General features: G+C 72.6%; 22 protein-coding genes. 9 read left to right on the forward strand and 13 right to left on the reverse strand.

The features are described 5' to 3' along the window. Positions 1–4: 4 nt before the first annotated feature. From PWG71_RS16115 to PWG71_RS16140, 6 genes are all read right to left on the reverse strand, one after another. Positions 5–994, reverse strand: coding sequence for a PDR/VanB family oxidoreductase (locus PWG71_RS16115; RefSeq protein WP_274810548.1), 990 nt, complete (start codon positions 992–994; stop codon positions 5–7). A gap of 167 nt (positions 995–1,161) precedes the next feature. Then, the gene (locus PWG71_RS16120) at positions 1,162–1,971 is read right to left on the reverse strand and encodes an IclR family transcriptional regulator (protein WP_274810549.1); all 810 of its coding nucleotides are present in this window, start codon (positions 1,969–1,971) and stop codon (positions 1,162–1,164) included. A gap of 76 nt (positions 1,972–2,047) precedes the next feature. After that, a complete protein-coding gene (locus PWG71_RS16125; RefSeq protein ID WP_274810550.1) occupies positions 2,048–3,265 on the reverse strand; it encodes an MFS transporter in 1,218 nt (405 codons plus the stop codon). 413 nt (positions 3,266–3,678) lie between these two features. Further along, a complete protein-coding gene (locus tag PWG71_RS16130) occupies positions 3,679–4,923 on the reverse strand; it encodes an ABC transporter substrate-binding protein (protein WP_274810551.1) in 1,245 nt (414 codons plus the stop codon). A gap of 63 nt (positions 4,924–4,986) precedes the next feature. Continuing rightward, a complete protein-coding gene (locus PWG71_RS16135) occupies positions 4,987–5,811 on the reverse strand; it encodes a carbohydrate ABC transporter permease (RefSeq protein WP_274810552.1) in 825 nt (274 codons plus the stop codon). Further along, a complete protein-coding gene (locus PWG71_RS16140) occupies positions 5,808–6,665 on the reverse strand; it encodes a carbohydrate ABC transporter permease (RefSeq protein WP_274810553.1) in 858 nt (285 codons plus the stop codon). The genes PWG71_RS16135 and PWG71_RS16140 overlap by 4 nt, the downstream gene beginning before the upstream one ends. Positions 6,666–7,151: 486 nt before the next feature. Here PWG71_RS16140 and PWG71_RS16145 point away from each other — a divergent pair, with 486 nt between their 5' ends. Further along, complete coding sequence (locus PWG71_RS16145; RefSeq protein WP_274810554.1) at positions 7,152–9,749, forward strand: glycoside hydrolase family 78 protein; 2,598 nt, start codon at positions 7,152–7,154, stop codon at positions 9,747–9,749. Between the two features lie 140 nt (positions 9,750–9,889). Beyond that, a complete protein-coding gene (locus PWG71_RS16150) occupies positions 9,890–10,864 on the forward strand; it encodes a LacI family DNA-binding transcriptional regulator (protein ID WP_274810555.1) in 975 nt (324 codons plus the stop codon). 70 nt (positions 10,865–10,934) lie between these two features. Here the strand turns inward: PWG71_RS16150 and PWG71_RS16155 are convergent, their stop codons facing one another. Next, positions 10,935–11,876 (reverse strand): LysR family transcriptional regulator, encoded by a 942-nt coding sequence (locus PWG71_RS16155; protein ID WP_274810556.1) that lies wholly within the window; start codon positions 11,874–11,876, stop codon positions 10,935–10,937. Positions 11,877–11,990: 114 nt separating this feature from the next. Between PWG71_RS16155 and PWG71_RS16160 the strand changes: the two genes are divergently transcribed. The 6 genes from PWG71_RS16160 to PWG71_RS16185 are packed head-to-tail and all read left to right on the forward strand — an operon-like array spanning position 11,991 to position 17,966. Continuing rightward, positions 11,991–12,983: a fumarylacetoacetate hydrolase family protein gene (locus PWG71_RS16160; protein WP_274810557.1), complete on the forward strand. Its 993-nt coding sequence runs from the start codon at positions 11,991–11,993 to the stop codon at positions 12,981–12,983. Beyond that, positions 12,983–13,942, forward strand: coding sequence for a cyclase family protein (locus PWG71_RS16165; protein ID WP_274810558.1), 960 nt, complete (start codon positions 12,983–12,985; stop codon positions 13,940–13,942). Before PWG71_RS16160 ends, PWG71_RS16165 begins: the two co-directional genes overlap by 1 nt. Positions 13,943–13,952: 10 nt before the next feature. After that, the gene (locus tag PWG71_RS16170) at positions 13,953–15,080 is read left to right on the forward strand and encodes an FAD-dependent monooxygenase (RefSeq protein ID WP_274810559.1); all 1,128 of its coding nucleotides are present in this window, start codon (positions 13,953–13,955) and stop codon (positions 15,078–15,080) included. Beyond that, complete coding sequence (locus tag PWG71_RS16175; RefSeq protein ID WP_274810560.1) at positions 15,077–16,075, forward strand: amidohydrolase family protein; 999 nt, start codon at positions 15,077–15,079, stop codon at positions 16,073–16,075. The genes PWG71_RS16170 and PWG71_RS16175 overlap by 4 nt, the downstream gene beginning before the upstream one ends. Before the next feature lie 2 nt (positions 16,076–16,077). After that, the gene (locus PWG71_RS16180) at positions 16,078–17,016 is read left to right on the forward strand and encodes a VOC family protein (protein WP_274810561.1); all 939 of its coding nucleotides are present in this window, start codon (positions 16,078–16,080) and stop codon (positions 17,014–17,016) included. Positions 17,017–17,030: 14 nt separating this feature from the next. Next, the gene (locus PWG71_RS16185) at positions 17,031–17,966 is read left to right on the forward strand and encodes a fumarylacetoacetate hydrolase family protein (protein WP_274810562.1); all 936 of its coding nucleotides are present in this window, start codon (positions 17,031–17,033) and stop codon (positions 17,964–17,966) included. A gap of 101 nt (positions 17,967–18,067) precedes the next feature. On the opposite strand, the gene PWG71_RS16190 is transcribed toward PWG71_RS16185, so the two are convergent. From PWG71_RS16190 to PWG71_RS16215, 6 genes are all read right to left on the reverse strand, one after another. Continuing rightward, the gene (locus PWG71_RS16190) at positions 18,068–18,472 is read right to left on the reverse strand and encodes a cupin domain-containing protein (protein WP_274810563.1); all 405 of its coding nucleotides are present in this window, start codon (positions 18,470–18,472) and stop codon (positions 18,068–18,070) included. A 319-nt stretch (positions 18,473–18,791) separates the two neighbouring features. Beyond that, positions 18,792–20,588 carry an ABC transporter ATP-binding protein gene (locus PWG71_RS16195; protein WP_274810564.1) on the reverse strand — a complete coding sequence of 599 codons (1,797 nt, stop codon included), beginning with the start codon at positions 20,586–20,588 and terminating at the stop codon, positions 18,792–18,794. A 35-nt stretch (positions 20,589–20,623) separates the two neighbouring features. Beyond that, positions 20,624–22,396 carry an ABC transporter ATP-binding protein/permease gene (locus tag PWG71_RS16200; RefSeq protein WP_274810565.1) on the reverse strand — a complete coding sequence of 591 codons (1,773 nt, stop codon included), beginning with the start codon at positions 22,394–22,396 and terminating at the stop codon, positions 20,624–20,626. A 155-nt stretch (positions 22,397–22,551) separates the two neighbouring features. Beyond that, positions 22,552–23,580, reverse strand: a complete 1,029-nt coding sequence (locus PWG71_RS16205; protein WP_274810566.1) for an ABC transporter substrate-binding protein — start codon at positions 23,578–23,580, stop codon at positions 22,552–22,554. Further along, positions 23,577–24,389: an ABC transporter ATP-binding protein gene (locus PWG71_RS16210; protein ID WP_274810567.1), complete on the reverse strand. Its 813-nt coding sequence runs from the start codon at positions 24,387–24,389 to the stop codon at positions 23,577–23,579. Before PWG71_RS16210 ends, PWG71_RS16205 begins: the two co-directional genes overlap by 4 nt. After that, on the reverse strand, positions 24,386–25,504 hold the full coding sequence (locus PWG71_RS16215; protein ID WP_274810568.1) for a FecCD family ABC transporter permease: 1,119 nt from the start codon (positions 25,502–25,504) through the stop codon (positions 24,386–24,388). Before PWG71_RS16215 ends, PWG71_RS16210 begins: the two co-directional genes overlap by 4 nt. A gap of 237 nt (positions 25,505–25,741) precedes the next feature. Between PWG71_RS16215 and PWG71_RS16220 the strand changes: the two genes are divergently transcribed. Then, on the forward strand, positions 25,742–26,851 hold the full coding sequence (locus PWG71_RS16220) for a CobW family GTP-binding protein (RefSeq protein ID WP_274810569.1): 1,110 nt from the start codon (positions 25,742–25,744) through the stop codon (positions 26,849–26,851). Position 26,852 lies beyond the last annotated feature (1 nt).

Consider the following 26,852-nt stretch of genomic DNA (forward strand, 5'->3'; position numbering starts at 1 on the left):
GGTGTCACAGGTCCAGGACGAGGCGTTGGGAGCGTGCTCGGGAGACACAGACGAGCATGCGGTCGCCGGCGGCGCGTTCGGCCTCGTCGAGAAGGGAGTCGCGGTGGTCGGGCACACCGTCGAGCACGGCGGTCTCGCAGGTGCCGCACAGGCCCTGCCGACAGGACGACAGCACCCGCGCCCCGGCCCGACCCAGCTCGTGGAGGAGGTTCTGTTCGGTGCCGACGGTGATGGTGATGCCCGAGCGGCGCAGCTCCACCTCGAACGCGCGACCGCCCGTACCGGGGTTCGGGTCCGTGGCCACGAAGCGCTCGGTGCGCACCCGTCCGGCGGGCAGGTCGGCGCAGGCGCGCGCCACCGCCGCGAGCAGGCCCGGCGGTCCGCAGCTGTACACCTTGGCGTCGGAGGAGGGCGCCGACAGCCATGCCGGGATGTCGGGGCGGCCGTGCTCGTCCTCGGCGACGACCGTGACGCGGTCGCCGTGCGCGGTGACCAGTGCGTCGACGAAGGCCATGGACGCGCGGGTGCGACCGCCGTAGAGCAGGCGCCAGGGAACGCCGAGCAGGTCGGCCTGGACGATCATCGGCAGTAGCGGAGTGATCCCGATGCCGCCCGCGATGAAGTGGTACTCCTCGGCGGGGGCCATCGGGAAGTTGTTGCGGGGGCCGCCCAGGCCGACCGGGTCCCCCTCGCGCAGGTGATCGTGGACGAGGGCCGAACCGCCTCGGCCCTCGGGTTCGCGCAGCACCGCCACCCGGTAGGTCCGGGCGTCCCAGCGGTCGCCGCACAGGGAGTACTGGCGGGTGAGCCCGCCCGGCAGCACGAGGTCGATGTGCGCTCCGGGGGCCCAGTCGGGCAGTCTGCCGCCGTCCGGCCGGGCGAGCGTCAGGGCCACCACCCCGTCCGCCTCCTCGGTCCGGCGGACCACGTGGAGAGACATCCCGGTGTGCGCCCCTCCGCCCTCCGGGGGCGGGGTCGCCGTCGTCGTCGCCATGGAACCTCCTCGTCGTGCCGGGGGTGTCGCCCCAGCATCGGACGGCGGCCGGTCCTGAGGCCACACGTCTTCCATTCAACGGAACACGGGATCCGGCACCGGTCACGGAAGATCGGTGCCGCAGGATCGCGGGACCGATCGCGGGCCGGTACGGGACCCGGGGCGGGTCACGGAGAGGCGGTGTCGGAGGACCACGCGCCCCGGCCACGGGAACCGGGCACCGGAGGCGTCACGGGACCGCTCAGGGACCGGCTCAGGGCCAGCCCGGCGAGCACGAGAGGCCTGTTGAGCGCCCAGGCGCCGTCGTCGTTGGGCACGACGATCCCCAGGGCCGCGACCACCTCGCCGTCACGGCGCACCGGGACCGCCAGCCCGGTCGCCTCGGGGCGGATGTGTCCGGGGCAGAAGGAGAAGCCGCGCCTGCGGATCTCGGCCAGCTCGGCGCGCAGCGCCCGGTCGTCGCCGAGGGTGTGCGGTGTGCGGGGGACCAGCGGGCCGCGCAGGACCCGTTCGCGCACACCGTCGGGCGCGTGGGCCAGGAGCACCAGCCCGGCCGAGGAGGCGTGCGCGGGCAACCGGCCGGCCACCTCGGTGACGTTGACGACCGCGCCGGGTGCGGTGAGTCGCTCGACGCACAGCACCTCGTCCCCTTGGAGCACCGCCAGCTGGGTGGAGTGGCCGACCACCGAGTGCAGGTCGCCCATGTACTGGAGGGCGGACTCCCTGAGGTCCTTCACGGGTGAGGCGCGCTCGGCCAGCTCCCACATGCGGGTGCCGATGAGGACCCGACGGCACTCGTCGCGGTCGAGCAGACCGTGCCGTGTCATCTCCTTGACCAGTCGGGCGGTCGTGGCCGGGGGCAGGCGGGCACGCCGGCCGATCTCGCTCAGGCTCAGTACCCGGGCATCGGGGCCGAAGGCGTCCAGGATCCTGACCGCGCGCGTGATGACGGAGTCCCCGTCGGGCGATCGTGCCATCGTCTTCCACTCCTCACAGGGGAGATGCCCGCGGGCCGCGCCGAAACGCGCTTCGGGGCGGCCCGCGACGGGCACCTCAGTGCCGTTCTCCCGACTGACGCGCCGTGGCGCGCAGGGTGAACACCAGCAGCAGCGCCATGGCCGCCGCGGCGGCGCCGAGCAGGCCCAGCGCCGACCTCAGATCCGCGCCCGCCGTACCGAGCGCGACGATGATGAGGGGGCAGGCGAACTGGCCGATGAACAGGGCCCCGGTCCACAGGCCGGTGCCGCGGCCGCGCTGTTCGAAGGCGAGCCGGTTGACGGCCCACAGCACCAGCGTGGGCAGCAGCAGGCCGGTGCCGAAACCGGTGATGACCGCGCCGACGATGATGATCGGCACCGACGGGGCCGCGAAGACGATGCCCAGACCGAGGGCGGACAGGCCGAACTCGATGGGGACGAGCACCCGGGGCGTCACCGCCGAGAACCGGCCGAACAGCCCCGCGCCGACGGCGGTGGCCAGCGACATGACGGCGCTGATCGCCCCGACCGTTCCGGTGGAGGTGACTCCCGCGCCGTCCAGGACGTAGGACAGGTGGACGATGAGCGCGTAGAACACCACCCCGCCGAAGAGGGTGACCGCGCAGGGGCCGAGCAGCAGGCGCCAGGGCAGGCCGCCCCGGCTCTCGCCCTCCGATCTCCGGGGCTGCCACAGGAAGGCGGCCATCGGCGCGACCAGGAGCACCGCGGCGAGGTAGAGCCAGAAGGGCGTCCGCCATCCCCACGCGCCGAGCAGTCCGCCGGCGAGCAGGAACACGGTGGCGGCACAGGTCGTGGTGAGCACCTGCAACCCGAGGTAGCGCGCCCGGCGGGTGCCGGACCAGTAGTCGCCGATGAGCGTGGTGCAGCAGGTCATGATGGCCGCTTCGAACAGGCCCAGCAGGACCCGGCTGGCGACGATCGCCTGGAGGTCGTCGAGGTACAGGGGTGCGGTGCCGACCACCGAGTAGCCGACCATGGCGAACAGCAGCACGCGCTTGCGGTCGACCCGGTCCACGAGCGCCCCCGCGAAGGGGGCGGTCAGGCCGATGACCAGGGCGGGGACGGTGAGCACCACCGGAACCAGGATGGCGGCGCCCGCGACCGAGGAGAACTCACGGGCCATCAGTGGCAGGATCGGGGCGATGAGGACGCTGCCGAGGATCGGCATGCAGCTGGCGGCCAGCAGGAGGACGAGCTGGACGATGCCGGCTTCGCGTCGGCCGTCCGTGGGAGCCCGCCCCTCGGCCGGGGGTGTTGTGGTCTTGTCGGGCACGGGGCACCTCGCTGTCGTAGGGGGATGAAGGGCACGCCGCGAAAGGCCGACGGCGCGCGGAAGGTGGAGAGGACGACGGGGAGGGGCGGGTCCTGCGCCCTGATGCTCCCTGGTCGTACGCCTCAAGCCTGCATGTGTTCCACGTCACTCGGAAGAGCGAATTCGCTATACCGACCATTCACCGGGTGGATGCGTCCGCGTTCACGCGCCGTCATCACCTCCGGTTTCGGGCGGGCCCCGGGACCCGCGCGGACCGCGGCGGCGGGGCGGTGCGCGGGGGGCCGGGCACGACGAAGGGCCCGGTCGGCCCCGCCCACGGTGGTGTGGGCGGGGTCGTCCGGGCCCGAACGAGGTCACTCGGTCGAGCGCGATGGTCCGCCCGGGGCGGGACACCGGCCCCGGGCGGTCGGGGTCTACTCGCTCAGGTAGGCGTCGTCCATCTCGGCCAGCGCCTCCTCGACGGTGATGTCACCGGCGAAGAGCTGCTGGATCACGTTGAAGTGGGTCTGCTGGACGCGGGCGTTGGGCCAGCGCTGGTCCATGAACGGAACCGTCCGCCCCTGGCTCTGGTAGTCGGTGAGGGTGGTGAGCGCCGGGTCGATCTCGCGGGCGTCGTCGGGCAGGGCGGTGAGGGTGCCGCCCTCGGTGGCGTAGATGTCCTGACCCTCGGCGGAGCCGAGGAACTCGACGAAGGTCATGGCGGCCTGCGGGTCGGAGGCCTCGGAGTTCACGCCGTAGGCGGCGGAGACGGACCCGGGCATCAGGGTCTGCTCGGGATCGTCGGTGGCGGGCAGAGCGAACATCCCCAGCTCGGCGTCACCGGCCTCGGACTGCACCTGGGACAGGGTGGTGGCCACCTGGACCAGGCCCACCGACCGCCCTTGGACCACGTTGGAGATGGAGGCCTCGTAGCCGGTGCCCAACGGGTTGTCGTTGAAGCAGCCCTCCTCCTCCATCTCCAGGTACTTCTCCATGGCGGTCTTCCAACCGGAGTCGGCGAAGGAGGTCTCCCCGGCCGCCATCCGCTCGTCGAAGTCGGGGGTGTCGGCGTAGACGGTGGTCCCCGCCAGGGCGTAGGTGATGAGCTGGGTCACCCACGGGGTCTGGTTGCCCAGGGCGAGCAGGCTCATGTCCTCCTCGGCGGCGGCGCCGCACAGGTCGATCAGCTCGCTCCAGGTGGTGGGCTCCTCGGCGCCCAGGCCGGTCAGGGCCGCCTTGTCGTAGATGACGCCGATGCCGCTGTAGGTGACCGGGACGATGTAGGTCGTGTCCTCGTACTCGGTCACGGGTCGGTCGCCCTCGGGGATGCGGCCCGCGAACTCGGCGTCGCCGAGGTCGGCCAGGTATCCGCTGGGCGCGAGGAGTTCCAGCGCCGCCGGGTTGCCGTTGCCGGGCCAGACCGTGAAGACGTCGGGGGCGGTGCCCGAGGACAACTGCGTGCGCAGGGTGCTCTGGAGCTGGTCGGTGTCGGCGTAGGTGACGGTGACCCCGATGTCGGGGTGCTGCTCGCGGAAGGCGGCGACCACCGCGTCCATGGGCACGCGGTCGGTGGAGTTCGCGGTGACGGTGAGGCCGCCGCCCGCCTCGTCGCCCTGCGCGGAGCAGGCGGTGAGGGCGAGGGCCGCGCAGGCCAGCGGGGCCAGGAGCTTCTTGGACATGGTTCTCTCCGGGATGAGGGAAGGAGGGGAGGGGATGACGCACGCGGACGGGGACGCAGGGGATCAGCCCTTCAGTCCTCCGGCGAAGCCCTGGATGACGCGCTTCTGCATGGCGAAGTAGACCGCGAGCACGGGGATCGAGCCGATGATCAGACCGGCGAAGACGAGCGGCCACTGGGAGACGTACTGTCCGACGAAGCCGAACAGGGCCACCGGGATGGTCTGTTCACCCGAGCCGCTGAGGTACAGCAGCGGGGTGAGGAAGTCGTTCCAGACGAAGATGACGTTGAGGATGATCACCGTTCCGGTGATGGGGCGCAGCAACGGCAGGACGACGCTGAAGAAGGAGCGCAGGGGGCCGGCGCCGTCCATCATCGCGGCCTCCTCGTAGCCGCGGTCCAGCCCGCGCAGGAACCCGGTGTACAGGAAGACCGAGAAGGGCATCTGGACGCCGGTGTAGTAGATGACCAACGACAGCGGGTCGCCGAGCAGGCCCAGGTCGCGCATGGTCTGGTAGAGCGGGATGAGCGCCAGTTGGAAGGGCACGAGCAGCCCGAGCATGAACAGGGCGAAGGTGACGCGGGACCAGGTCCGGGTGGAACGCGCGATGGGGTAGGCCGCCAGCGCGGAGAGCACCACCAGGAGGGCGATGCTGCCGACCGTCACCAGGGCGCTGTTGACGATGGCGGGCCCCAGGGACGCCTGGTTCCAGGCCTGGGCGAAGTTGTCCAGGGTCGGCCGGGCGGGCGGCACCAGGGGGGAGGCTCCGGTGTCGTCGGCGGGGCGGAAGGCCTGTACGAACAGGATGTAGACGGGGAAGGCGAAGATCAGGGCGGTGACGATCATGACCGCCTCCAGGACCCCGGTCCGCCATGTGTAGCGCTTCACGCGTTCTTCCTCTCCTGGCGGGCGAGGTAGCCGTACTGGGCGCCGCTCGACACGATCACGAACAGGGTCAGGACCACCGCCATGGCCGTGCTGTAGGCGAAGGCGTTGAACTGGAAGGCCTCGCGGTAGATGACGGTCGACAGGGTGTCCGTCGCCCCGCCGGGACCGCCCTGGGTCATGACCCACACCTGGTCGAACAGCTTCAGCCCGCCGATGAGGGAGAGCATCAGGTTGATGGTGAAGGCGGGTGCCAGCATCGGCCGCACGATGTGCCAGAACCGGCGGACCGGCCCGGCGCCGTCCATGTCGGAGGCCTCGTAGATCTCCCGGGGGATGGACTGGAGTCCGGCCAGGAAGATGACCATCGAGTACCCGGAGAACTGCCAGACGATGACCGCGACCACCGACCACAGGGCGATGCCGCTGTCACCGAGCCAGTCCTGGGCCCATGCCCCCAGCCCCAGGACGTCGAGCGCGGAGTTGAGCGCCCCCTGGGGTGAGTAGAGGTACTTCCACAGGTAGGCGGTGACCACCGGGGTGATCACCGCCGGGGCGAAGAAGAGGACCCGCAGCACGTTGCGGGACTTGATGGCGGTGTTGACGCCCAGGGCCAGCAGCAGGCCGACGAGGTTCTGCACGAGGGTGACCGCGAAGGCGATCACGAGCGTGTGCAGGAGCGCTCCGCGCGCCCCCTTGTCGGCGAGCAGGGCGCGGTACTGGTCGAACCCCACGAAGGAGTACTCGCGGGCCAGGCCGTCCCAGTCCGTGAAGGAGTACATCGCTCCGCGCAGGGCGGGCACCAGCACCACGAACGCGAAGAACGCCAGGGCCGGCAGGACGAACCACCAGGGCACGGAGAGGTGGTGGGGCCGGGTGCGTCCTCTTCCGCGGGGTGGGGGCGGGCCGCCACCCTTCGTGGGCGCTACGCCGGGGGCGTGCGGAGCCATGGCTGTCTCCATCGGTCTTCCTCAGGGGTGCGGGGGCGCCCTTGGGTCGCGCCACCCGTTCGACTCCGTGGTTTAACAGAGTTGAAACGATTCATTCAGTGGCCCGAAGTTAGGCGGGAAGAGTGACGTACGTCAAGTCCTCCGACTGAACGAAACCTCTTCGCAATCCCAGCCACCCATCGGACGCACATCCGACACGACACCACGAAAGGGTCTCTGAAGTGCGCTTCCATTCAATGAAATCGAGTTTGACACAGAGCTCGACCTCTCCCTCTCCTTGACGAGAGGGGTCCGATGTTCCTACGGTTGCGCTTGCTCACCTGATTGAAACGGTTCAATTATCTTTCGTCAGTGGTGGGCTGTCGCTACCGTCGCTCCCTTCAGGAGTCCCCTGTGTCCCCTTCCAGTCCGGCACCCCTGCCCGAGGCGCCCACCGCCGAGCACCACCGCGAGACCCTGGGCATCGGCGAATCGGCCCCCCGCCTCTCGTGGCGCATGCGCCATGCCCCGCCCGGCTGGCGCATGCGGGCCTACGAGATCGAGGTCGTCGACGACTCCGGCGCGACGCACCGGAGCGGACGCGTCGTCTCGGACGAGTCGGTGCTCGTGCCCTGGCCGGCGCCCGCCCTGCGCTCCGGGGAACGACGCTCGGTCCGCGTCCGGGTCTGGGGATCCGGGTCGGACGTCCCCTCCCCCTGGAGCCCCGCGCTGGAGGTCGAGGCGGGTCTGCTGGAACCGGGCGACTGGTGGGCCGGCATGGTGGGACCCTCCGACCGTGTGATGGAGAGGGAGCGCCCCGTCCTGATGCGCGGCTCCCTCACGCTGCCGGCCGCACCCCGGTCGGCCCGCCTGTACGTCACCGCGCACGGCGTGTTCGAGGCCGAGATCAACGGCGAGACCGTGGGGGACGAGGTCCTGGCGCCGGGCTGGACCGCCTACCCCTCCCGGCTGCGCTACCGCACCCACGATGTGACGCGACTGCTGCGCCGGGGTGAGAACGTGCTCGGGGCACACCTGGCCGACGGCTGGTACCGGGGCCGTTTGGGCTTCCACGGCGGCCGGCGGGACATCTACGGCGATCGGACCGGCCTGCTCGCCCAACTGGAGGTGGAGTGCGAGGACGGATCGATCGTGCGCGCGGGCACCGGGACGGACTGGCGGTGCGCGCCCTCCCCCGTCCTCACCTCCTCCTTGTACGACGGTGAGCGGCACGACGCCCGGCTGGAGCCGCGGGGGTGGTCCGAGCCGGGGTTCGACGACACCGGCTGGGCCCCGGTCGTGCCCGTCCGGCGCGCCCCCGCGACCCTGGTGGCCCCGACCTCCCCGCCGGTGCGCCGCACCGCCCGACTGGAGCCGGTGGAGATCTCCACGACGCCGTCGGGCTCCCTGCTGGTGGACTTCGGCCAGAACCTGGTGGGACGCCTGCGCCTGCGCCTGACCGCCCGGGCCGGCGCGGAGGTCACCGTGCGCCACGCGGAGGTGCTGGAGGACGGCGCGTTGTGCGTGCGCCCCCTGCGCCACGCCGCCGCCACCGACTCCTACATCGCGGCCGGCGGCGGAACCGAGGAGTGGGAGCCGCGGTTCACCTACCACGGATTCCGCTACGCCGAGGTGACGGGATGGCCCGGTACCCCGGCGCCCGGGGACATCGTGGCACGGGTCCTGCACACCGACATGCGGCCCACCGGCGAGTTCACCTGCTCCGACCCGCTGGTGGAGAGACTGCACGAGAACGTGCGCTGGAGTATGCGCGGCAACTTCGTGGACGTCCCCACCGACTGCCCGCAGCGGGACGAGCGGCTCGGCTGGACGGGCGACATCCAGGTGTTCGCGCCCACCGCCGCCTTCCTGTACGACTGCGCGGGGATGGTGCGATCGTGGCTGGCCGACCTGGCCGTCGAGCAGTACCCGGACGGCACCGTCCCGTTCGTCGTTCCCACCATCCACGCGCCGACCTGGACCCCGGCCTGGCCGGCGGCGGTGTGGGGCGACGCCGCCGTCCTCACCCCGTGGCGGCTGTACGAGCGCTTCGGCGACACCGGCGTGCTCCGCGACCAGTACGCCAGCGCCAAGGCGTGGACGGACCTGGTCGCCGGCCGGTTGGAGACCGACGGGACCTGGCGGCGCGACCGTCAGCTCGGCGACTGGCTGGACCCCTCCGCTCCCCCGGAGGACCCCTTCCGCGCCGAGACCGACCCCTCCCTGGTGGCCACCGCGTACGCCGCCGAGTCGTCCCGGGTCATGGCCGAGATCGCCGGTCTGCTCGGCGAGCACGAGGACCGGGTGCGATACCGGGCGCTGACCGGGCACATCCGGGCCGGATTCTGGAAGGCCTACTCCGCGGGTGAGGGGGGTCGGCTCATCGTGGACACCCAGACCGCCTACGCACTGGCGCTGTGCTTCGGCCTGATCCCGGAGGAGCACCGCGCCTCGGCGGGAGACCGGCTCGCCGACCTGGTGGCCGAGGCCGGGCACCGCATCGCCACCGGTTTCGCGGGGACCCCGCTGGTGTGCGACGCCCTGTCCCGGTACGGGCACGTCGACACCGCCTACCGCCTGCTGACGCAGCGCGAGTCGCCCTCCTGGCTGTACCCGGTACTGATGGGGGCGACGACCGTCTGGGAACGGTGGGACGGCATGCTGCCGGACGGCCGGGTCAACCCGGGCGAGATGACCTCGTTCAACCACTACGCCCTGGGGGCGGTGGCCGACTGGCTGCACCGCACGGTGGCCGGGTTGGCGCCCGACGCGCCGGGGTACCGGCGGCTCCGTCTGGCGCCCCGCCCCGGCGGGGGGCTGGAATGGGCGGGCGCGGTCCACGAGACGCCCTACGGCACGGCGAGCGTGCACTGGCGGCGGGTCGGCGACCGACTCCGGGTCTCGGCGTGCGTTCCGCCGGGCACCACGGCCGTCGTCGACCTTCCGGGGCGGGAGACGTTCACGGCGGAGTCCGGCGAACACGTCTGGGAGGACGCCTGGGCGTCGGCGTGACCGGAGCACCCCCGCAGGGCGGGCCCGGGGGCCGCCCCGCGCACTACCATCGGAGAGCCGGAATTGAAGCGTTACAAGACCCATACCTCAGCGGGAACCCGGGGAGCGCCGACACGGTGAAAACCGTCAACATCAGGGAAGTGGCACGTCAGGCGGGGGTCTCCGTGGCGACCGTGTCCAACGTCCTGAACCGACCGGAGATCGTCGCCCCCGCCACCCGCGATCGGGTCCGCGACACCATCGACGACCTGGGTTACCGGCCCAACCAGGCCGCCCGCCAGCTCAGCAGCGGGCATGGCACCGCGGTGGGGCTGGTGCTGTTCGACGTGCGCAACCCCTTCCTGACCGGCGTGGCCCGCGGGGCGGAGGACCACCTGCACACCGTCGGGCGGACCGTGGTGCTGTGCAACACCGACGTGGATCCCGCCAAGGAGGAGCGCTATCTGGAGATGCTGCTCCAGCAGCAGGCCCAAGGGGTGCTCGTCACCCCGGCGGCGCTGTCGCGGGAGTGGGTGGAGCGCACCCGCGAACGGGGGCTGCGCCTGGTCCTGTTCCACAATTCCACGGACCACCCGGACGTGTGCTCGGTCGCCGTCGACGACGTCATGGGCGGGGAACTGGCCGGGACCCACCTGTTGGCGCGCGGCCACGAGCGGATCGTCTGCGTGACGGGGCCGGCGCACATGCGCCAGTCCGTCGACCGGTTGGCCGGATGCCGGCGGGCCGCCGCCCTGGCGGGCCGTTCGGAGGAGTCGGTGGAGGTCGTGGAGACGGGCGCCTTCACCCTGGAGCAGGGGCGGCGTGCCGGGGAGCGGATCCTGGCCTCGCCACGGCCCCGCACCGCGGTGTTCTGCGCCAACGACCTGTTGGCCCTGGGGGTGATGCAGGCGCTCACCCGGGCGGGCCGGCGCATCCCCGACGACGTGGCCGTGGTGGGTTTCGACGACATCGAGTCGGCCGCCACGGCCGGGATCCCCTTGACGTCGGTGCACGTGGACGGGCACGCCCTGGGCACCGCGGCGGCGAAATTGCTGGTGGAGGAGGTGGAGGATCCCGATCATCGGCATCGCCGCCTGTCGTTCACCCCCCACCTGGTGGAGCGGGCCTCCAGCTGAGCCGTGCGCCCGGCCGTCGCCCGTCGCGAGCGGGCGCGTCCGATGGGTCCGCCGCGAGGCCGAACACGATCTACGCGCCCTCCGCCGCACCGACCGCCGCGTCGTGCGGGGCGTCCAGACCCGCGCCGATCCGCGCGGCGGTCCTGCGCAGCCAGATGTGGGCGGCGTCCTGGCCGTGCACGGGGTGCCACCACAGCGCCTCCCGGATGGGCGCGGCCGGGAAGGGGCAGGCCAGGACGCGCAACCCGGCGTGCCCTTCGGGGCGGTCGACCAGGCGACGCTGGACGAGCGCCACCCGGCGGGTGCCCCGGACCAGGTCGGGGAGCGACCGGAAGCTCTGGGCGGAGACCTCCACCCGGGGCTCCAGTCCCAGCATGCCCAGTTGGTGGGCGGCCGGGGCGTCGTAGGGCCTGCGGTAGACCGCCCACGGCGACCGCGCCAGGTCGTCCATGGTGAGTTCCTCCCCCACCTCGGCATTGGCGGCGTCGACCAGGCACACCCACTCGTCGCGGAACAGCTCCACGGCGGGGTGGCCGCTGATCACCCCGTGCAGCATCAGGGCGCCGTCGACACTGCCGAGCACGCTCTCGGTGGCCGAGACGATCGTGGCGGGCATCTGCTCGAAGTGCAGTCTGATGCCCGGCGCCGACCGGTGGAGCTCCTCGGCCAGCCGTGCCCCGAAGACGGTGACCGCGTAGTCCGAGGCCAGGAGGGTGAAGTCCCGCTCCTCGGTCTCGGGGCGGAAATGGGCCCGGCTGCTGAACAGGCGTTCCATGACGGAGCAGGCGTTGGCGGCCGGGCCCCGGAGCGCGTGCCCCAGCGGGGTCAGCTCGTAGCGGTTGCCCCGGCGCACCAACAGTTCGTCGGAGAAGTGGCGCCGTAGTCGGGCCAGGGCCGCGCTGGTGGCGGGCTGACTGAGACCGATGCGCTCTCCCGCCCGGGTGACGTTGCGCTCCTCCAGCAGGGCGCGCAGGGCGACGAGCAGGTTGAGGTCCAGATTCGCGATGTTCACGCGCGCACCTTCCGTCGGCCATTCACCGTGCGGATGCCATCCATATGAGAGATCTATTTCACAGATCTCTCCCGGTGGCCCAATGTTAGTGGCATCACATCGGAAGGAAACACCGTGGCAACAGATCCCTCTACAGCACCCTCCTTCGCCCTGGGCACCTTCTCCCTCGGAGGGGGGCTCCCCTTTCCCGGACTGGTCGTGAACGAGGAGGTCATCGACCTGCGCGGGGTCCCGGGACTGCGGAGCGCCCTGGGCTCGAACCCGGACGTGCGCGGGCTCCTGGAACGGTGGGCGAAGGTGCTGCCGGTGCTGAGGGAGACCGCCGCCGACCCGCACCACGCCCGGCAGCGGGTGGCGGACCTGCGTGTACACGCGCCGCTGCGACCCCGCCAGATCCTCCAGTCCGGCGCGAACTACCGCACCCACGTCATCGACCTGGCCGTCGCCCACGAACCCGAGGGCGGGCGCCCGGCCGAGCGGGTGCGGGCCGAGGTCGCCGCCATGATGGACCGCCGGGCCGCCGAGGACCTGCCCTACATGTTCACCGGCCTGCCCACCTCGGTGACCGGGCCCTACGACGACGTCGTGATCCCGGACTGGTGCGCCGAGCCCGACTGGGAGTTGGAACTGGTCGCGGTGATCGGCGAGCCGGCCTTCCGCGTCCCGGTGGAGCGGGCCCTGGAGCACGTGGCCGGCTACACCATCGCCAACGACATCACCGCCCGCGAACTGGTGTTCCGCCGGGACATGCCGGAGATCGGCACCGACTGGCTGCGGGCCAAGAACGCCCCCACCTTCACGCCGCTGGGCCCGTGGCTGGTGCCCGCGGAGTTCGTCGCCGACCCCGGCGACCTGCGCGTGGTCCTCACGCTCAACGGGGAGACCATGCAGGACGAGTCGACGCGGGACATGATCTTCGACGTCGCCCGCCTCGTCTCCTACGCCTCGCGGACGGCGGAACTGCTCCCCGGCGACCTGGTGCTGACCGGCAGCCCCGCCGGCAACGGCAAGCACTGGGGACGCCTGCTGCGGGCCGGCGACGTCATGGAGGGGACCATCACCGGCCTGGGCGCGCAGCGCAACACCTGCGTGGCCGAGGAGGCGTGATGCTCGACCGCACCGACCCCGAGGCCGCCATCGCCGAGGCGGCCCGCGTCTGCTCCAACTGGGGGCGCTGGGGCGAGGACGACGTCCTGGGCACCGTCAACCACATCGGAGAGGGCGAACGCCGGGCGGCCGCGGGACTGATCCGCCTGGGGGTGAGCTTCTCCCTGGCCCAGCGCTTCGACATGAACGGACCCCAGAAGGGGTGGCGTCGGCGGACCAACCCCGTGCACACCATGCTCGACACCGGTGTGGACGCCGCCCGCGGCACCCAGGGCTTCCCACACGGCATCGGCGGAGCCGACGACGTGGTGTCCATGCCCTTGCAGTGCTCCACCCAGTGGGACGGGCTCGGGCACATCTTCGACCACGGCAGGGCCTGGAACGACCGGGACGCCGCCGAGGTCGTCACCTCCGAGGGCGACCTGGTGACCGGCATCGAGCACCTGGCCGCGCCCGTGGCCGGCCGGGGCGTCCTGCTGGACGTGGGCCGGGTCCTGGGCGAGGACGGGGAGCTGCCCGACGGCTTCGCCATCACGACCGACCACCTGAGCGCGACCGCCGCCGCGCACGGCGTCACCATCCGGCGCGGGGACATCGTCTGCGTGCGCACCGGGCAGCTCTCCCGGGCGCGCCGCCGGGGGTGGGGGGACTACGCGGGCGGACCGGCGCCGGGGTTGTCGTTCACCACCGCTCCCTGGCTGCGCTCCAGCGAGATCGCCGCCATCGCCACCGACACCTGGGGTTTCGAGGTCCGACCCAACGAGTTCGATCACGCCTTCCAACCGCTCCACCAGGTGGCGATCCCCCACATCGGCCTGCTCATCGGCGAGATGTGGGACCTCGACGCGCTCGCCGCGCACTGCGCGGACGACGGCGTCCACGAGTTCTTCCTGACCGCCGCGCCCATCCCGTTCACCGGGGCGGTCGGCTCACCCGTCAATCCCATCGCCGTCAAGTGAGGTATCCCCCATGAGAGCAGTCGAACGTGTCCTGATCATCGGCGCCGGCACCTCAGGTCTCGCCGCGGCGATCCTGCTGGCCCGCGCCGGCGTGCGCGTGGACGTCGCGGAGCTCAAACCCTCCACCACGGCTCTCGGGTCGGGCATCACCGTGCAGGGCAACGCCCTGCGCGTCCTGCGTGAACTGGGCGTGTGGGAGAGCGTCTCCGAAGCCGGCCACGCCTTCGACAGCCTGGGCGTGCGCGCCCCTGACGGGACGCTGCTGGCCGAGATCCCCGACGTGCGCACCGGCGGCCCCGACCTGCCCGCGACCCTGGGCATGAACCGGCCCGACCTGGCCGCGATCCTCACCGAACGCGCCCTGGCGACCGGTGCGCGGCTGCACCCCGGCCTGACCGCACGCACCCTGACCGACCACGGCACCCACGTGGAGGTCCTGTTCTCCGACGGCTCCTCGGGTGACTACGACGTGGTGGTGGGGGCCGACGGCATCCGCTCCGACGTGCGGCGCATGATCGGCATCGGCACCGCTCCCGAGCCCAACGGCATGGGCATCTGGCGCATCCACACCCGCAGGCCCGCCTCGGTGGAGCGCACCGACCTGGTCTACGGCGGCCCGTGCTTCATCGCCGGGTACTGCCCCACCGGCCCCGACACCATGTACGCCTACCTGGTCGAACGCGCCCGGGAGCACACCGACCTGGACGCCGGTGAGCGGGCCGCGCACATGGAGGACCTGTCCAGGGGCTACGGCGGGGTCTGGGACGAGATCCGCGCCGACATCGCCGCCTCCGACCGGGTCAACTACACCTGGTTCGAGTCGCTGCTCGTGGAGCGCCCGTGGAACCGGGGGCGCGTGGTCCTCATCGGCGACGCCGCCCACGCCTGCCCGCCCACCCTGGCCCAGGGCGCGGCCCAGGGCCTGGAGGACGCGCTGGTGCTGGCCGAACTCCTGCTGAACGCCCCGGCCGTCGACGACGCCCTGTTCTCGGCGTTCATGGACCGTCGCTTCGAGCGGGCCCGCGCCGTGGTGGAGGCCTCCTGCACCCTGGCCCGCTGGCAGCTCGACGGGGTGCGCGACGCCGACGTGCCCGGCCTGATGCGCTCGATCTCCGCCCTGGTCTCGGAGGCACCGTGATCGTCGACGTGCACGCCCACGTGCTGCTCCCGGAGGTGGAGCGGGCGGTGGCCGGGCAGCCGGGACACGCCGAGCACCGCGCCCTGGACGCGCTCCGCAACAGCCCCGAGTCGCTCAGGGTGAGCGGGGGCATGATCGTCGAGCGGCTCCCCCGATTGACCGAGGTCGACGCCCGGTTGGCCGACATGGACCGGGCCGGCGTGGACGCGCAGGTGGTGAGCCCCTCCCCGTCCCATTACCACTACTGGGCCCCGCCCGAGCCCGCCGCCCGGGCGCACCGCCTGGCCAACGAGGGGGTCGCCGCCCACTGCGCCCAGGCCCCCGAGCGGCTCATCGGCCTGGGGCTGGTCCCCCTCCAGCACCCGGACCTGGCGGTGGAACTGCTCGACCACGCCCTGTCCCTGGGGCTACGCGGGGTGGAGATCTCCTCGCACGCCCCCGGGCGGGAGCTGTCCGACCCGGCCTACGAACCGCTGTGGGAACGGGCCGAGGCCACCGGTGCCGTGTTGTTCCTGCACCCGTTCGGCTGCACGCTCGACGAGCGGTTGGACCGGTGGTACCTGTCCAACATCGTCGGGCAGCCGACCGAGAACGCCGTCGCCCTGTCCCACCTGATCTTCTCCGGTGTCCTGGACCGGCACCCGGGACTGAGGATCGTCGCCGCCCACGGCGGCGGGTACCTGCCCACCCACATCGGCCGCGCCGACCACGGCTGGCGGGCACGGTCCGACGCCCGGGGGTGCGCCGAACCCCCTTCCGCCTACCTGCGGCGGATGTGGTTCGACTCCCTCGTCCACGACCCGGCCGTCCTGCGCCACCTGGTGGAGACCGTCGGCGCCGACCGGGTGCTGCTGGGGTCGGATCACCCCTTCGACATGGGCACCGACAGTCCGGTGGCCGCCCTGCGCGCCGCCGGGCTGGAGCCCGAGGAGCTCTCGGCCGTCGCGGGCGGCAACGCGCTGTCCCTCTTCCGATCGACCGTCAAGGAGACATGACCATGACCGACCGACTCATCACCCATGTCCGGCACGTCGCGCTGGCGGTTCCCGACTTCGAGAAACAGCGCGCCTTCTTCACCGACATGTGGCGGCTCACCGAGGACGAGACCGACAACGGCGTGTCCTTCCTGGCCGCTGAGGGCTCCCCGGAGAAGTACGTGGTGCGCCTGCGCCGGGCCGAGGAGAAGCGCATCGACCTGGTCTCCTTCGGCGCCGCCACCCCGGCCGACGTGGACGCGCTCGGCGACCGGCTCATCCGCGGCGGGGTCCGGATGATCTCCGAGCCGGGAGCGGTGGACACCCCCGGCGGCGGCTACGGGATGCGGTTCTTCGACGTGGACGGCCGCACCATCGAGGTGTCCGCCGACGTGGCGGTCCGCAGGCACCGCAAGGTGGAGGAGAAGGAGTCGATCCCGGTCCGGCTCTCCCACGTGGTGCTCAACACCCCCGACCTGGACCGCACCCGCCTCTGGTACGAGCGGCACCTGGGCTTCGCCCTGTCCGACACCCTCATGCACCCCAGGATGGGCGAGGTCATGCACTTCATGCGGTGCAACCCCACCCACCACAGCCTCGCCCTGGCCAAGGGACCGCACACCTCCCTGCACCACGTGTCCTTCGAGATGCGCGGCATCGACGAGTACATGCGCGGCACGGGCCGCCTGTTGCGGGCCGGGGTCCGGAAGATCTGGGGGCCCGGCCGTCACATGGCGGGCAACAACACCTTCTCCTACTTCATGGACCCGCACGGTAACACCCTGGAGTACACGACGGAGCTGGAGCGCCTCGACGAGGACACCTGGCACCCGCACATGTACGACTTCTCCGATCCCGAGGTCACCGACCAGTGGGGCACGGCCAATCCGATGGACGAGTTCGTCGCCAAGGAGTCCTTCAACGACCCCGACAACGGCTGCTTCGTCGCCCCTCCGATGTAGGGAGGGGAGCACCGATGCGACTGGCCGCCTACGAACACGAGGGGCTGCGCCGCTGCGGCGTGGTGGAGGGCGACGCGATCCGTCCCTTCCCCGAGGGGACCGACCCGCTCGACCTCGTACGCGGGACCCCGGTCCCCGCAACGGGGGGCGCCGTGCCCCTGTCGGAGGTGCGGCTGCTGCCGCCCCTGGAACCGCCCTCGGTCCGGGACTTCGTCACCTTCGAGGAGCACGTGGAGGGGGTGCGCCGCAGTGTGAGCGGGGAGAGCGGGGTACCGGACGCCTGGTACGACGCGCCCACGTTCTACTTCGCCAACCCCGCCTGCCTGGTGGGGGCGCACGACGAGGTCCCTGTACCGCCGGGATGCGACGTCCTCGACTTCGAGTTGGAGGTCGCCGCGATCGTCGGTGTCGCAGGGGGCGACCTGTCCCCCGAGGGGGCGCGGGGGCACATCTTCGGCTACACGATCTTCAACGACTGGTCGGCGCGGGACCTGCAATCCCGTGAGATGCGGGTGGGCCTGGGGCCCTGCAAGGGCAAGGACGCGGCGTCCACCCTGGGCCCGTGGCTGGTCACCGCCGACGAACTCGAACCGTACCGCGACGACGAGGGCTTCCTGCGCTTGGCCCTGACCGCCGAGGTGAACGGCGAGGTGGTCGGCACCGACCTGCTGTCCAACATGAGCTGGACCTTCGAGGAGATGCTCGCGCACGCTTCGCGGGGCACCCGGGTCCGGCCGGGCGACGTGCTCGGTTCGGGCACCTGCGGCAACGGTGGCTGCCTGGCGGAACTGTGGGGGCGGCGGGGGCACCGCGAACCCTCCCCGCTGCGCCCCGGCGACACCGTCACCCTGACGGTGGAGGGCATCGGCTCGGTGTCCAACACGGTCGTCCCCGGAACCCGGCCGGTCCCCCTCCCCCGGGGCCGCCGTCGGCCCCGCGACCGTCCGTGAACGGCCCGGCCCAGGAGACCCTGCCCCGGGGCCGGGTCTCCTGGGCGGCCCGTCCGACGGGGCCGTCGTGACGACCGGTGCCGCGCGCGGTCGGGGGCTGGCTACGCCGGGCGTTCCGGGTCGTCGGCCGGTGTCGGATGCACGGTGCCGTGCGGGTGCTCGGCGGGGGCGTACACCGAGTACAGCTTCAAGGGGACCTCGCCCGCGTTGACGATGTTGTGCCAGGTACCGGCGGGAACGAGAACGGCGGAACCGTCCCCCGCCTCGTACACGAGGTCCACCTCGTCCCGGGAGGGACCCATCTCCACCCGGGCCTCACCCGCCTCGACGCGCAGGAACTGGTCGCGGTCCCGGTGCACCTCCAGCCCCACGGCCCCGCCGGGTTCGATGGACATGACGGTGACCTGGAGGTTCCTCCCCGTCCACACGGCGGTGCGGAAGTTCCCGTTCCGCTCGGTCATGTCCTCGATGTCGAGGACGCACGGCTCCGGGCCCTGATCTTCCATGTCCGTCTCTCCCTCACTCGTCCGCACCCGGGAAGCCACGGGGCGCGATGGCGCGGACGGAGGCCGCGTCCCCGGGCGACGGGTGGCTCTCCAGGGATCACCGACGGCTCCGCTTCACCTTTCCTTGCCTTCCCACCGCGTTCTCACACCGCGTCGGCCAGGGAGATTCGCACCGTTGCCGCCCGACCCGCCCCGGTGACGCTCCTCCCACTCCGGCACGCCCCGGGGGAAAGAACGTCGAACGGCCCTCCCGGAGAAGGACCGCCGCCGTGACGCGGCCCGACCCGGCCGGAACCCCCTCCCTCGGCGGACAGGGAGGTCAGAGGACGGCGTCGAGCTGGGGGGCGACCAGACGGCGGTAGGCGGGGCAGTCCCGGAGCAGGTCGGCGTGGATGCCGTCGCCGACCGGACGCCCCTCGTCGAGGACGATGATCCGCTCCGCGTGCAGCAGGGTGGAGAGCCGGTGCGCGATGGTGATCGTGGTCCTGTCCCGCCGAGTGCCGGTGAGGGCGTCCTGCACGTCGTGCTCACCGACGGCGTCGAGCTGGCTGACCGCCTCGTCCAGGATCAGCACCTGCGCCGGGTTCAGCAGTGTCCGGGCCAGGGCCAGGCGCTGGCGCTCCCCGCCGGACAGGGAACGCCCGTTGTCGGCGAGCACCGTGTCCAGCCCCTCCGGGAGGCGTCGGACGACGGCGTCGGCGTGCGCGACCCGCAGCACCCGCCACAGGTCGGCGTCGGTGAGGGTCTCGTCGGTGGCCAGCATCAGGTTGTCGCGCACCGTCTCCTGGAACAGGGAGACGTCCTGGGGCAGCAGCGAGACCACGCGCGGCAGCGCGGATCTCGTGTACTCCCGCAGCGGCCCACCGCTCACGGTGACGTCGCCGCGTCCGGGGTCCACGCACCGGGCCAGCAACTGGGCGAAGGTGGACTTGCCCGATCCCGACCGGCCGGCGATCGCGATGTGCTCCCCGGGACGGATCCGCACGGTGAGGTCGCGGACCGCCGGACGGGTGGACGCCTCGGGGTCGACCTCGCTCCACGCGAACGCGATCCCGCGGGCGTGCGCGGCGCCGTCGCCCTCCGGCGCGGCCGGCCGTTCCCCGTGCGCGGCGATCGGCGGCTCGGCCGCCAGCAACGTCTCGATGCGCGCCGCGGCCTCCCCGGTGGTGCCGTAGTGGCGGGTCATCGCCGCCCACTGGAGGATCGGCGTGGTCGCCATGGTCGCCAGCACGATCGCGAACGGAACGGCTTCGGGGGCGAGCGTTCCCCGTTCCAGCTGCCAGCCGGCCACGGCCGAGGTGACGATCGCGGCGGCGAGGGAGACGACGCCGAGCACGGCGGTCTCCGCGCCGGCCCGGCGGGCGTTGCGGAACTGGGCGGTGAGCAGCCGGTCGTCGAGGGCCGCCAGGCGTTCGGCACGACGCCGCACCAGCCCGTAGCCGACGATCTCGCGGACGGCGCCCGCGTTCTCGGCGACCTCCCCGCCCAGGTCCGCCAGGGCGGAGCGGACGCGCTCGCCCTGCGGCCGCGCCCAACGCCGGGCGAAGAGGGTGATCGCGACGGAGGCGGCGAGCACCGGGGCCGTGAGCAGGGCGGCGGGCGGGCTCACGATGGCCAGCCCGGCCCACAGGACGGGGGTGGCCACCCACGCGCTGATCGTGTAGAGGGAGGAGTGCGCGTAGAAGATCTCCAACGCCTCGGCGTCGGACAACCCCGAGGTGAGCAGGTCTCCGGAGCGGCGACGGGACAGCCCGGCGGGGGCGAGCCGGGCGAGCGCGTCGTACACCCACAGGCGCACCCGGGCCAGCACCCGGAAGCTGAGGTCGTGGGAGAGCCAGCTCTCCAGCCACGACGTGATCGATCTCGCGACGACCGCGACCAGGGTGAACAGCGCCGGCGCCGCCAGTTCGGCCACCCCGCCGCCGGTGAACACCGTGACGACGGCCCACACACCGCCCAGGGCCGCGGCCGCCTGTGCCAGGAGCGCCAGGGAGTTGCAGGCGACACCGAGCACGAACACGCCCCGCCATCCCCTGATGGCCGCCCACATGCCCGGCAGCGTGGCCAGTCCCGCCTCGGGCGGGCCGCTCACGGCCGTTCCGTTCGCCGTGGTCATCGTGTTCCCCTTCTCCCGGCTCCCCGGCTCGGTGATCAACGTGTCCCCCCGATGCCCACGCGCTGTGCCGCGACGAGTTCCGCCCAGCGGCCGCCGGCCGCGGCGAGCCCGGCCGGCGGGCCGAACTCCGCGACGCGTCCGTGCTCCAGGACCAGGACCAGGTCGGCGTGCGCGACGGTGGAGAGCCGGTGCGCGATGACGACCATGGTGCGCGTGCCGCGTTCGGCGCGCAGGACCTCGGTGATGAGCGCCTCGTTCTCGGCGTCCAGGGCACTGGTGGCCTCGTCCAGGAGCAGCAGGCGCGCGTCGGCGGCCAGGGCTCGGGCCAGGGCGACGCGCTGGCGCTGTCCTCCCGAGAGCAGACGTCCGCCCTCGCCCACCGGGGAGTCGAGCCCGGCGTCCAGGTGCGCGGCCACGTCGTCCACCCGGGCCCGCGCGATCGCGGAGGCGACCCGCTCCCGCCGGGGTCCGGTGCCGTCCTCCCCCTCCGGGCCGGCGGCGAACGCGATGTTCTCCCGGATCGTTCCGGACAGCAGGACCACGTCCTGGGCGACCCGGGCCGTGCGGCGGCGCAGGCCGGTCAGGGGCAGGTCGGTGAGGTCGCGATCATCGAGCAGGATGCGCCCGGAGTCGGGATCCATGTCCCGCAGGAGCAGGCGGCCCAGTGTGGTCTTACCGGCGCCGGAGGCACCGACGACCGCGAGCGTCGCCCCGGCCGGGACGGTGAAGGAGACGTCGCGCAGCGCGGGCTCGGCGGCCCCGGGGAAGGTGAGGCCCACGTGTTCGAAGGTCACGGCGGGCGCGGTGTCCGGCCCCCTCTCCGGGGCCTCGGGGCCCCGGTCCCGGACCGGGGTCGGGGTGTCCAGCAGCCGGGTGATCGCGCCGATGGCGGCGATGCCGTAGAAGCCCTCGTGCCAGTAGCCGCTCAGCTCCTGCTGGGGGCGGAAGCACTCGGCGGACAGGAACAGGACCAGCAGCACGGACTCCAGGGGCAGGGTGCCGCGGGCGGCCTCGAAGGCGGCGGTGAGCGTCGCCCCCGCGGTCCCCACGGCCATCGCGGCCGACATCACCGCCGACACCCCCAGTGAGGCACGCATGTTGGCCGTGGTCGCCTCCCGCAGCTCCTCGGCGGAGGCGGCCAGGTGGGCGCGGCGCCGGCCCTGTGCGCCCAGGGCCACCAGGGTCGGCAGTCCCCGGACGGTGTCGCCGATCCGGTCGGCGAACGCCTCGTAGCGGTCCCAGTGGTCCCGGGCCCGGTCGCGCAGGACCAGGCGCCACAGGCGCTGGGCGAAGGGCACCAGGAGCACGCACACGAGCACGACGACCGCGACGGTCGGCGCGACCACGGTCAGGACGACCAGCAGACCGGCCGGCACGATCCACGACACCAGCAGCTGGGGGAGGTAGAACCCGATGTAGCCCTGGAGGTGCTCCACCCCGTCCACGGCGGTCGACTGCACCCCGCCGCGCCCGCCCGACCAGGTGTGGCCGGGGCCGAGTTCGTAGATCCTGCCCATCACCCGGGCCCGGACCGCGCGTTTGACCCGGGCGGCGGTGCTCATCGCCAACTGGTCGCGCAGCCACAGGCACAGGCCCCGGCCCACGGCGCAGGCGGTGGTGGCGGCCAGCGCCGCCGCCACGGCGGACGCTCCCCCCTCCTCCCAGCGCAGCAGCGCCCCGGTCACGTCGGCCAGGCCGAAGGCGACCCCGATGGAGAAGGCTGCCGCGGCCACGGCGGCCAGGGTGGTCGCGGCGACCCTGCCGCGCACGGGGAGCAGGAAGGGCCGGATCCCGCTGTTCAGGTACATGGTGCGCCTCTCATGCTCGGCGGGGTCGGGGCGGCTCGGGAGCCGGACGGAACGGGGTGCGCAGCGCCGGAGCCCGCGGGCCCGGGAGGAAGCCGGTCGGCTCCCGCCCGGGCCCGCGGTGCGCGTCGAAGCCCCTCAGAACCGGTCGGGGCCGGTCAGAACAGCTCGGGGTGCAGTTCCGCGGCGATCCGCTCGACGGCGTCGATGTTGCCGAGGGTCCCGGGGAACAGGTCCGAGTTGGGGATCGCGACCAGACGGTCCTCCGCGACGGCCGCCACGTCGGGGAAGGTCTCGGCCAGGTGCGCGCGGGTGGCGGCCTCGTGGTCGTCGTCGTTGACGGCGAACACGATGACGTCGGGGTCGCGCGAGGTGACCTCCTCCGGTGTGATGACGGCGGCGAAGAAGTCGGCGAACGCGGGTTCGTCGCGATCGAAGACGTTGGCGCCGCCGGCGCGGTCGATGATGTCGTACTCCACACCGCCGCCGATCGCCGAGACGGTCGTGCCCTCGACGTAGAGCTGGGCGACGCTCGTCCGCTCGGCGTCCCCGATCGTGTCGGTGACCGCCTCCAGGCGTTCACGCCCCTGGTCGGCGAGTTCCTCGGCGGGCCCGGGGACGGAGAAGATCAACCCCAGGTTCTCGATGTCGGTGAACAGGTCGTCGACCGTGCCGACGGCCCGCCGGTCGAAGCAGCCGCCGGTGGCGGTGTAGGCGTTCGCGCCGGCCTCGGAGAGCTGCTCGATGCTCGCGAAGCCCTGTTCGGCGGTGAACTCGTACCCGGTGGGCGAGTAGACGAAGTCGGGGGCGACGTTCAGCAGGTCCTCACGGGTGGGCGGGGTGTCCTCGCTGAGCACGGGCACGTCGGCGATCCGCGCGGTGACGTCGTCGTCGAGCTCGTAGTGGGCGACCTGGGCCTGGCCGACGAGGCGGTCGGCCAGGCCCAGCTCGACGAGGAGTTCGGTCTGGGAGGGGCTGAGGCCGACGACGCTCGTCGGAGCGGCCTCGAACGTCAGGTCCGTCCCGCAGTTCTCGACGGTGAGGGGGTAGCCCTCGGCGGTCTCCGCCTCCGGGGACGCCTCGGGGGCCACCGAGGTTCCGCAGGCGCTCAGCATGAGGGCGGCGGCGCCGGTGAGGGCGAACGCGGTGAGGGATCGACCGCCTCGGGTCGCGGACGGGTGGTTCATCGTGTGCCTTCCATGAGGGTGCGGGGGGCGGGGTCGGTGGCGGCGGGACGGGCCACACCGTGCAGGAGCAGGTGGGGGCGGTCCCGGCCCTGGACGATGTCGGCGTCGACGCGGAAACGGTCGCGCAGGACGTCCACGGTGAGGACCTCGGCGGGGGCGCCGGTCCGCTCCAGTCGGCCGTCGACGAGCAGCGCGACCCGGTCGCAGTGAGCCAGCGCGAGGTCGAGGTCGTGCAGGGCGATCAGGGTGGTCAGACCGAGTTCGCCGATGAGGTCCATGAGTTCGAGCCGGTGGGCGATGTCCAGGTGGTTGGTGGGTTCGTCCAGCACGAGCACCCGGGCCCGCTGGGTGATGGCCCGAGCCAGCAGGACCCGCTGGCGCTCTCCGCCGGAGAGTTCCGCGACCTGGCGCCGGGAGAGGTCGAGCACGCCCACCCGGTCCATCGCCTCCCGGGCGATGCGCAGGTCTTCGGCGGTGTCGGGCGAGAATCCGCGGTGGTGCGGGGTCCGGCCCAGCAGGACGGAGTCCAGGGCGGTGATCCCGAAGTCCTCGTGGGAGTCCTGGGCGACCACGGCGACGCGGCGGGCGACCTCGCGCGGTCGCAGAGCGCGTACGTCGTCGCCGTCGAGCAGGACCCGGCCGGCGATGGGGGGCAGCGCCCGGTGCACGGTGCGCAGCAGCGTCGACTTGCCGCTGCCGTTGGTGCCCAGGACCCCCAGGACCGATCCGGAGGGCGCCTCGACGGAGACCTCGTGCACGATCGTCCGGCCCCCGCGCGCGACGGAGACCCCCTCCAGTGCGACCCTCATCGGTCCATCCCCACGGTCGAGGCGCGGTCGCGGCGCAGGAGCCACAGGAAGAAGGGGGCGCCGATCACGGCGGTGAGGATGCCGATGGGGATCTCCACGGGGGCGGCGACGGTGCGGGCCATCAGGTCGGCCGCCGTCAGGAAGACGGCTCCGCCGAGCACGCTCACCGGGAGCATGATCCGGTGGTCGGTGCCCACCAGGATGCGGGCGATGTGCGGGATGATCAGGCCGACGAAGCCGATGCTGCCGCTCACCGAGACGACGGCGCCCACCAGCAGGGCGGAGACCAGCAGCAGGACGGTGCGCAGCCGGTCCACGGAGACGCCCAGGGAGGCGGCGGCCTCGTCGCCGACGAGCAGGGCGTTGATCCCGCGAACGTTCGCGCCGACGACGATCAGCGCGACCAGCAGCGCCAAGGCCGGCGCGAGCAGGGAGTCCATGGTCGCGGCCGACACCGAGCCGAGCAGGAAGAACATGACGCTGAAGACGTTCTGCGCCTCGGTGGTCAGGGTGAGGTAGCTGGTGATCGCGCTGAAGAGGGCGCCGAGGGCCACCCCGGCGAGGATGAGTCGCTGCGGGGCGATCCGGCCGTTCCTGCGGGCGAGGAGGTAGACGGCGGCGGTGGCCGTCGCGGCCCCGGCGAAGGCGGCCGTGGACAGCGACAGGCCGCCCACCGCCCCGCCGACGACGACGAGGACCGCGCCGACGCCCGCACCGGAGGAGACGCCGAGGACGTACGGCTCGGCCAACGGGTTGTGCACGACGGCCTGCATGAGCGCGCCGGCCAGGGCCAGCGAGGCTCCGGCCAGGGCGGCGAGCAGGGCTCTCGGGAGTCGGAAGCCCCACACCGCCTGGTCCTGGAGCACGGTGTAGGTCCCGTCGGTCATCCAGGGCATGCCGGGGACGAGGTGGCCCAGGAGGAGCCTGGCGGCGTCCAGCGGGCTCAGGTCGACCGCTCCGGTGGCGGTCGAGGCGAGTACGACGGCCACGAGTGCGAGCGCCAGGGCGAGGACGGCGAAGGCGGCGGTGAACCCTCGCCGGTCCCGGTCCGCTCGCCGCCGGGGGGCCCGGACGGGGGCCGAGGGCCCGGCGCGTTGCGGGCTGCGCGTGCTCATGGTCGGTGGGGGTTCCTCTCTTCGGGGATCCGCGGGGCGGGGCGAGAGCGCGGGACCACCCCGGCCGGTGGGGGTGCCGCCCCTGGGGGATAATGAAAACGGTTTTCGTTGCACGAGTATAGACCGACACGAACCCGCACGAACCGCGAGCCCGGTCGCGCACACTCCGTCGCGTTGCGCGTACAATCTAGAAACGATTATCGTTTTCACTCTTGGTAGAACATGAGAGGGGGACCCATGCGTGTGACCCTGGTCGTGGGCATGCACCGGTCGGCCCGTCGACACACGGTCGACGCCCTGCTGGCCGAATCCGACGGTTCCGTGGTCGTGCACCACGACATGTCCGAGATCGGAGAGGGAACGGTCCGCCGCCTCACCCGTGACGGCACCGGCGCCGTCGACGAACACGAGGTCGACCTCGTCCACGCGTGCGCCTCCTGCACGGTGCGCGAGGACCTGATCCCGTTCCTCCTGCGCACCGCCGATGAGGGGGCCCACGACCTGTGCGTCGTCGAGGCCTGGGACGGCGTCGAGCCGCGGCTGATCGCCGAGAGCATCGCGGACGAGGAGGCCCTCCACCTGACCGCGGTCATCGCGGCGGTCCGGTCCGAGGACCTCCTCGACGACCTGTACTGCCACGACCTCCTGGACGACCGCGAACTGGACATCGCCCAGGACGACGAACGCTCGGTGACCGAGGTGCTCTCCCGACAGGTCGAGTACGCCTCGGCGATCACCGTGCACGGCGCGGACGCGGAGCACGGCACGGACGGGATCCGGGCCCTGCTGGAACAGCTCAACCCCGCCGCCGCGGTCATCGGGGCCGGGACGGGCCTGGCCGGGTTCACCCGCGGGGCCTTCGACACGGAGGCCGCCCACGCCCGGTCCAACCCGGCCTGGGCCTGGTACGGAGACCGTGCGGACGGCCGGGTGCGGACCGTCACCTGGACCAGGACCCGGCCCCTGCACCCCGAGAGGTTCGCGGACGCGCTGGAGCGCGTCGTCTCCCTCGGATCGCGCGGCCGGGGCAGGTTCTGGCTGGCCGGCCGTCCCGACGACCTCCTCGTCTGGGAGTCCTACGGGGACCTGCTGATGGTGGAGCACGGAGGCCCCTGGCTGGCCGCCCTCCCCGAGGCGGCCCTCGAACTCGTCCCGGAGGCGCGGCGCGTCCGCGCCCGTCTGGACTGGAACCCGGAGATCGGCGACCGCCGCCAGCACCTCGCCTTCACCGGCGTCGACATGGAGGTCGACGAACTGATCGGCCTGCTGGACTCCTGCCTGGTGACCGACGAGGAATCCGGCCAGGAGTTCCTGACCGACCCCTTCGCAGAATTCTCAGAAAGGTGAC

The organism is Nocardiopsis sp. N85 (assembly GCF_028882275.1).
Lineage (GTDB): Bacteria > Actinomycetota > Actinomycetes > Streptosporangiales > Streptosporangiaceae > Nocardiopsis > Nocardiopsis lambiniae.

Bases quoted from the DNA above. Each gene is read 5' to 3' on its own strand.
- PWG71_RS16115 (WP_274810548.1), bottom strand. From the start codon at position 994: ATGGCGACGACGACGGCGACCCCGCCCCCGGAGGGCGGAGGGGCGCAC.
- PWG71_RS16120 (WP_274810549.1), bottom strand. From the start codon at position 1,971: ATGGCACGATCGCCCGACGGGGACTCCGTCATCACGCGCGCGGTCAGG.
- PWG71_RS16130 (WP_274810551.1), bottom strand. From the start codon at position 4,923: ATGTCCAAGAAGCTCCTGGCCCCGCTGGCCTGCGCGGCCCTCGCCCTC.
- PWG71_RS16165 (WP_274810558.1), top strand. From the start codon at position 12,983: ATGCTCGACCGCACCGACCCCGAGGCCGCCATCGCCGAGGCGGCCCGC.
- PWG71_RS16170 (WP_274810559.1), top strand. From the start codon at position 13,953: ATGAGAGCAGTCGAACGTGTCCTGATCATCGGCGCCGGCACCTCAGGT.
- PWG71_RS16180 (WP_274810561.1), top strand. From the start codon at position 16,078: ATGACCGACCGACTCATCACCCATGTCCGGCACGTCGCGCTGGCGGTT.
- PWG71_RS16185 (WP_274810562.1), top strand. From the start codon at position 17,031: ATGCGACTGGCCGCCTACGAACACGAGGGGCTGCGCCGCTGCGGCGTG.
- PWG71_RS16190 (WP_274810563.1), bottom strand. From the start codon at position 18,472: ATGGAAGATCAGGGCCCGGAGCCGTGCGTCCTCGACATCGAGGACATG.
- PWG71_RS16195 (WP_274810564.1), bottom strand. From the start codon at position 20,588: ATGACCACGGCGAACGGAACGGCCGTGAGCGGCCCGCCCGAGGCGGGA.
- PWG71_RS16200 (WP_274810565.1), bottom strand. From the start codon at position 22,396: ATGTACCTGAACAGCGGGATCCGGCCCTTCCTGCTCCCCGTGCGCGGC.
- PWG71_RS16205 (WP_274810566.1), bottom strand. From the start codon at position 23,580: ATGAACCACCCGTCCGCGACCCGAGGCGGTCGATCCCTCACCGCGTTC.
- PWG71_RS16210 (WP_274810567.1), bottom strand. From the start codon at position 24,389: ATGAGGGTCGCACTGGAGGGGGTCTCCGTCGCGCGCGGGGGCCGGACG.
- PWG71_RS16215 (WP_274810568.1), bottom strand. From the start codon at position 25,504: ATGAGCACGCGCAGCCCGCAACGCGCCGGGCCCTCGGCCCCCGTCCGG.
- PWG71_RS16220 (WP_274810569.1), top strand. From the start codon at position 25,742: ATGCGTGTGACCCTGGTCGTGGGCATGCACCGGTCGGCCCGTCGACAC.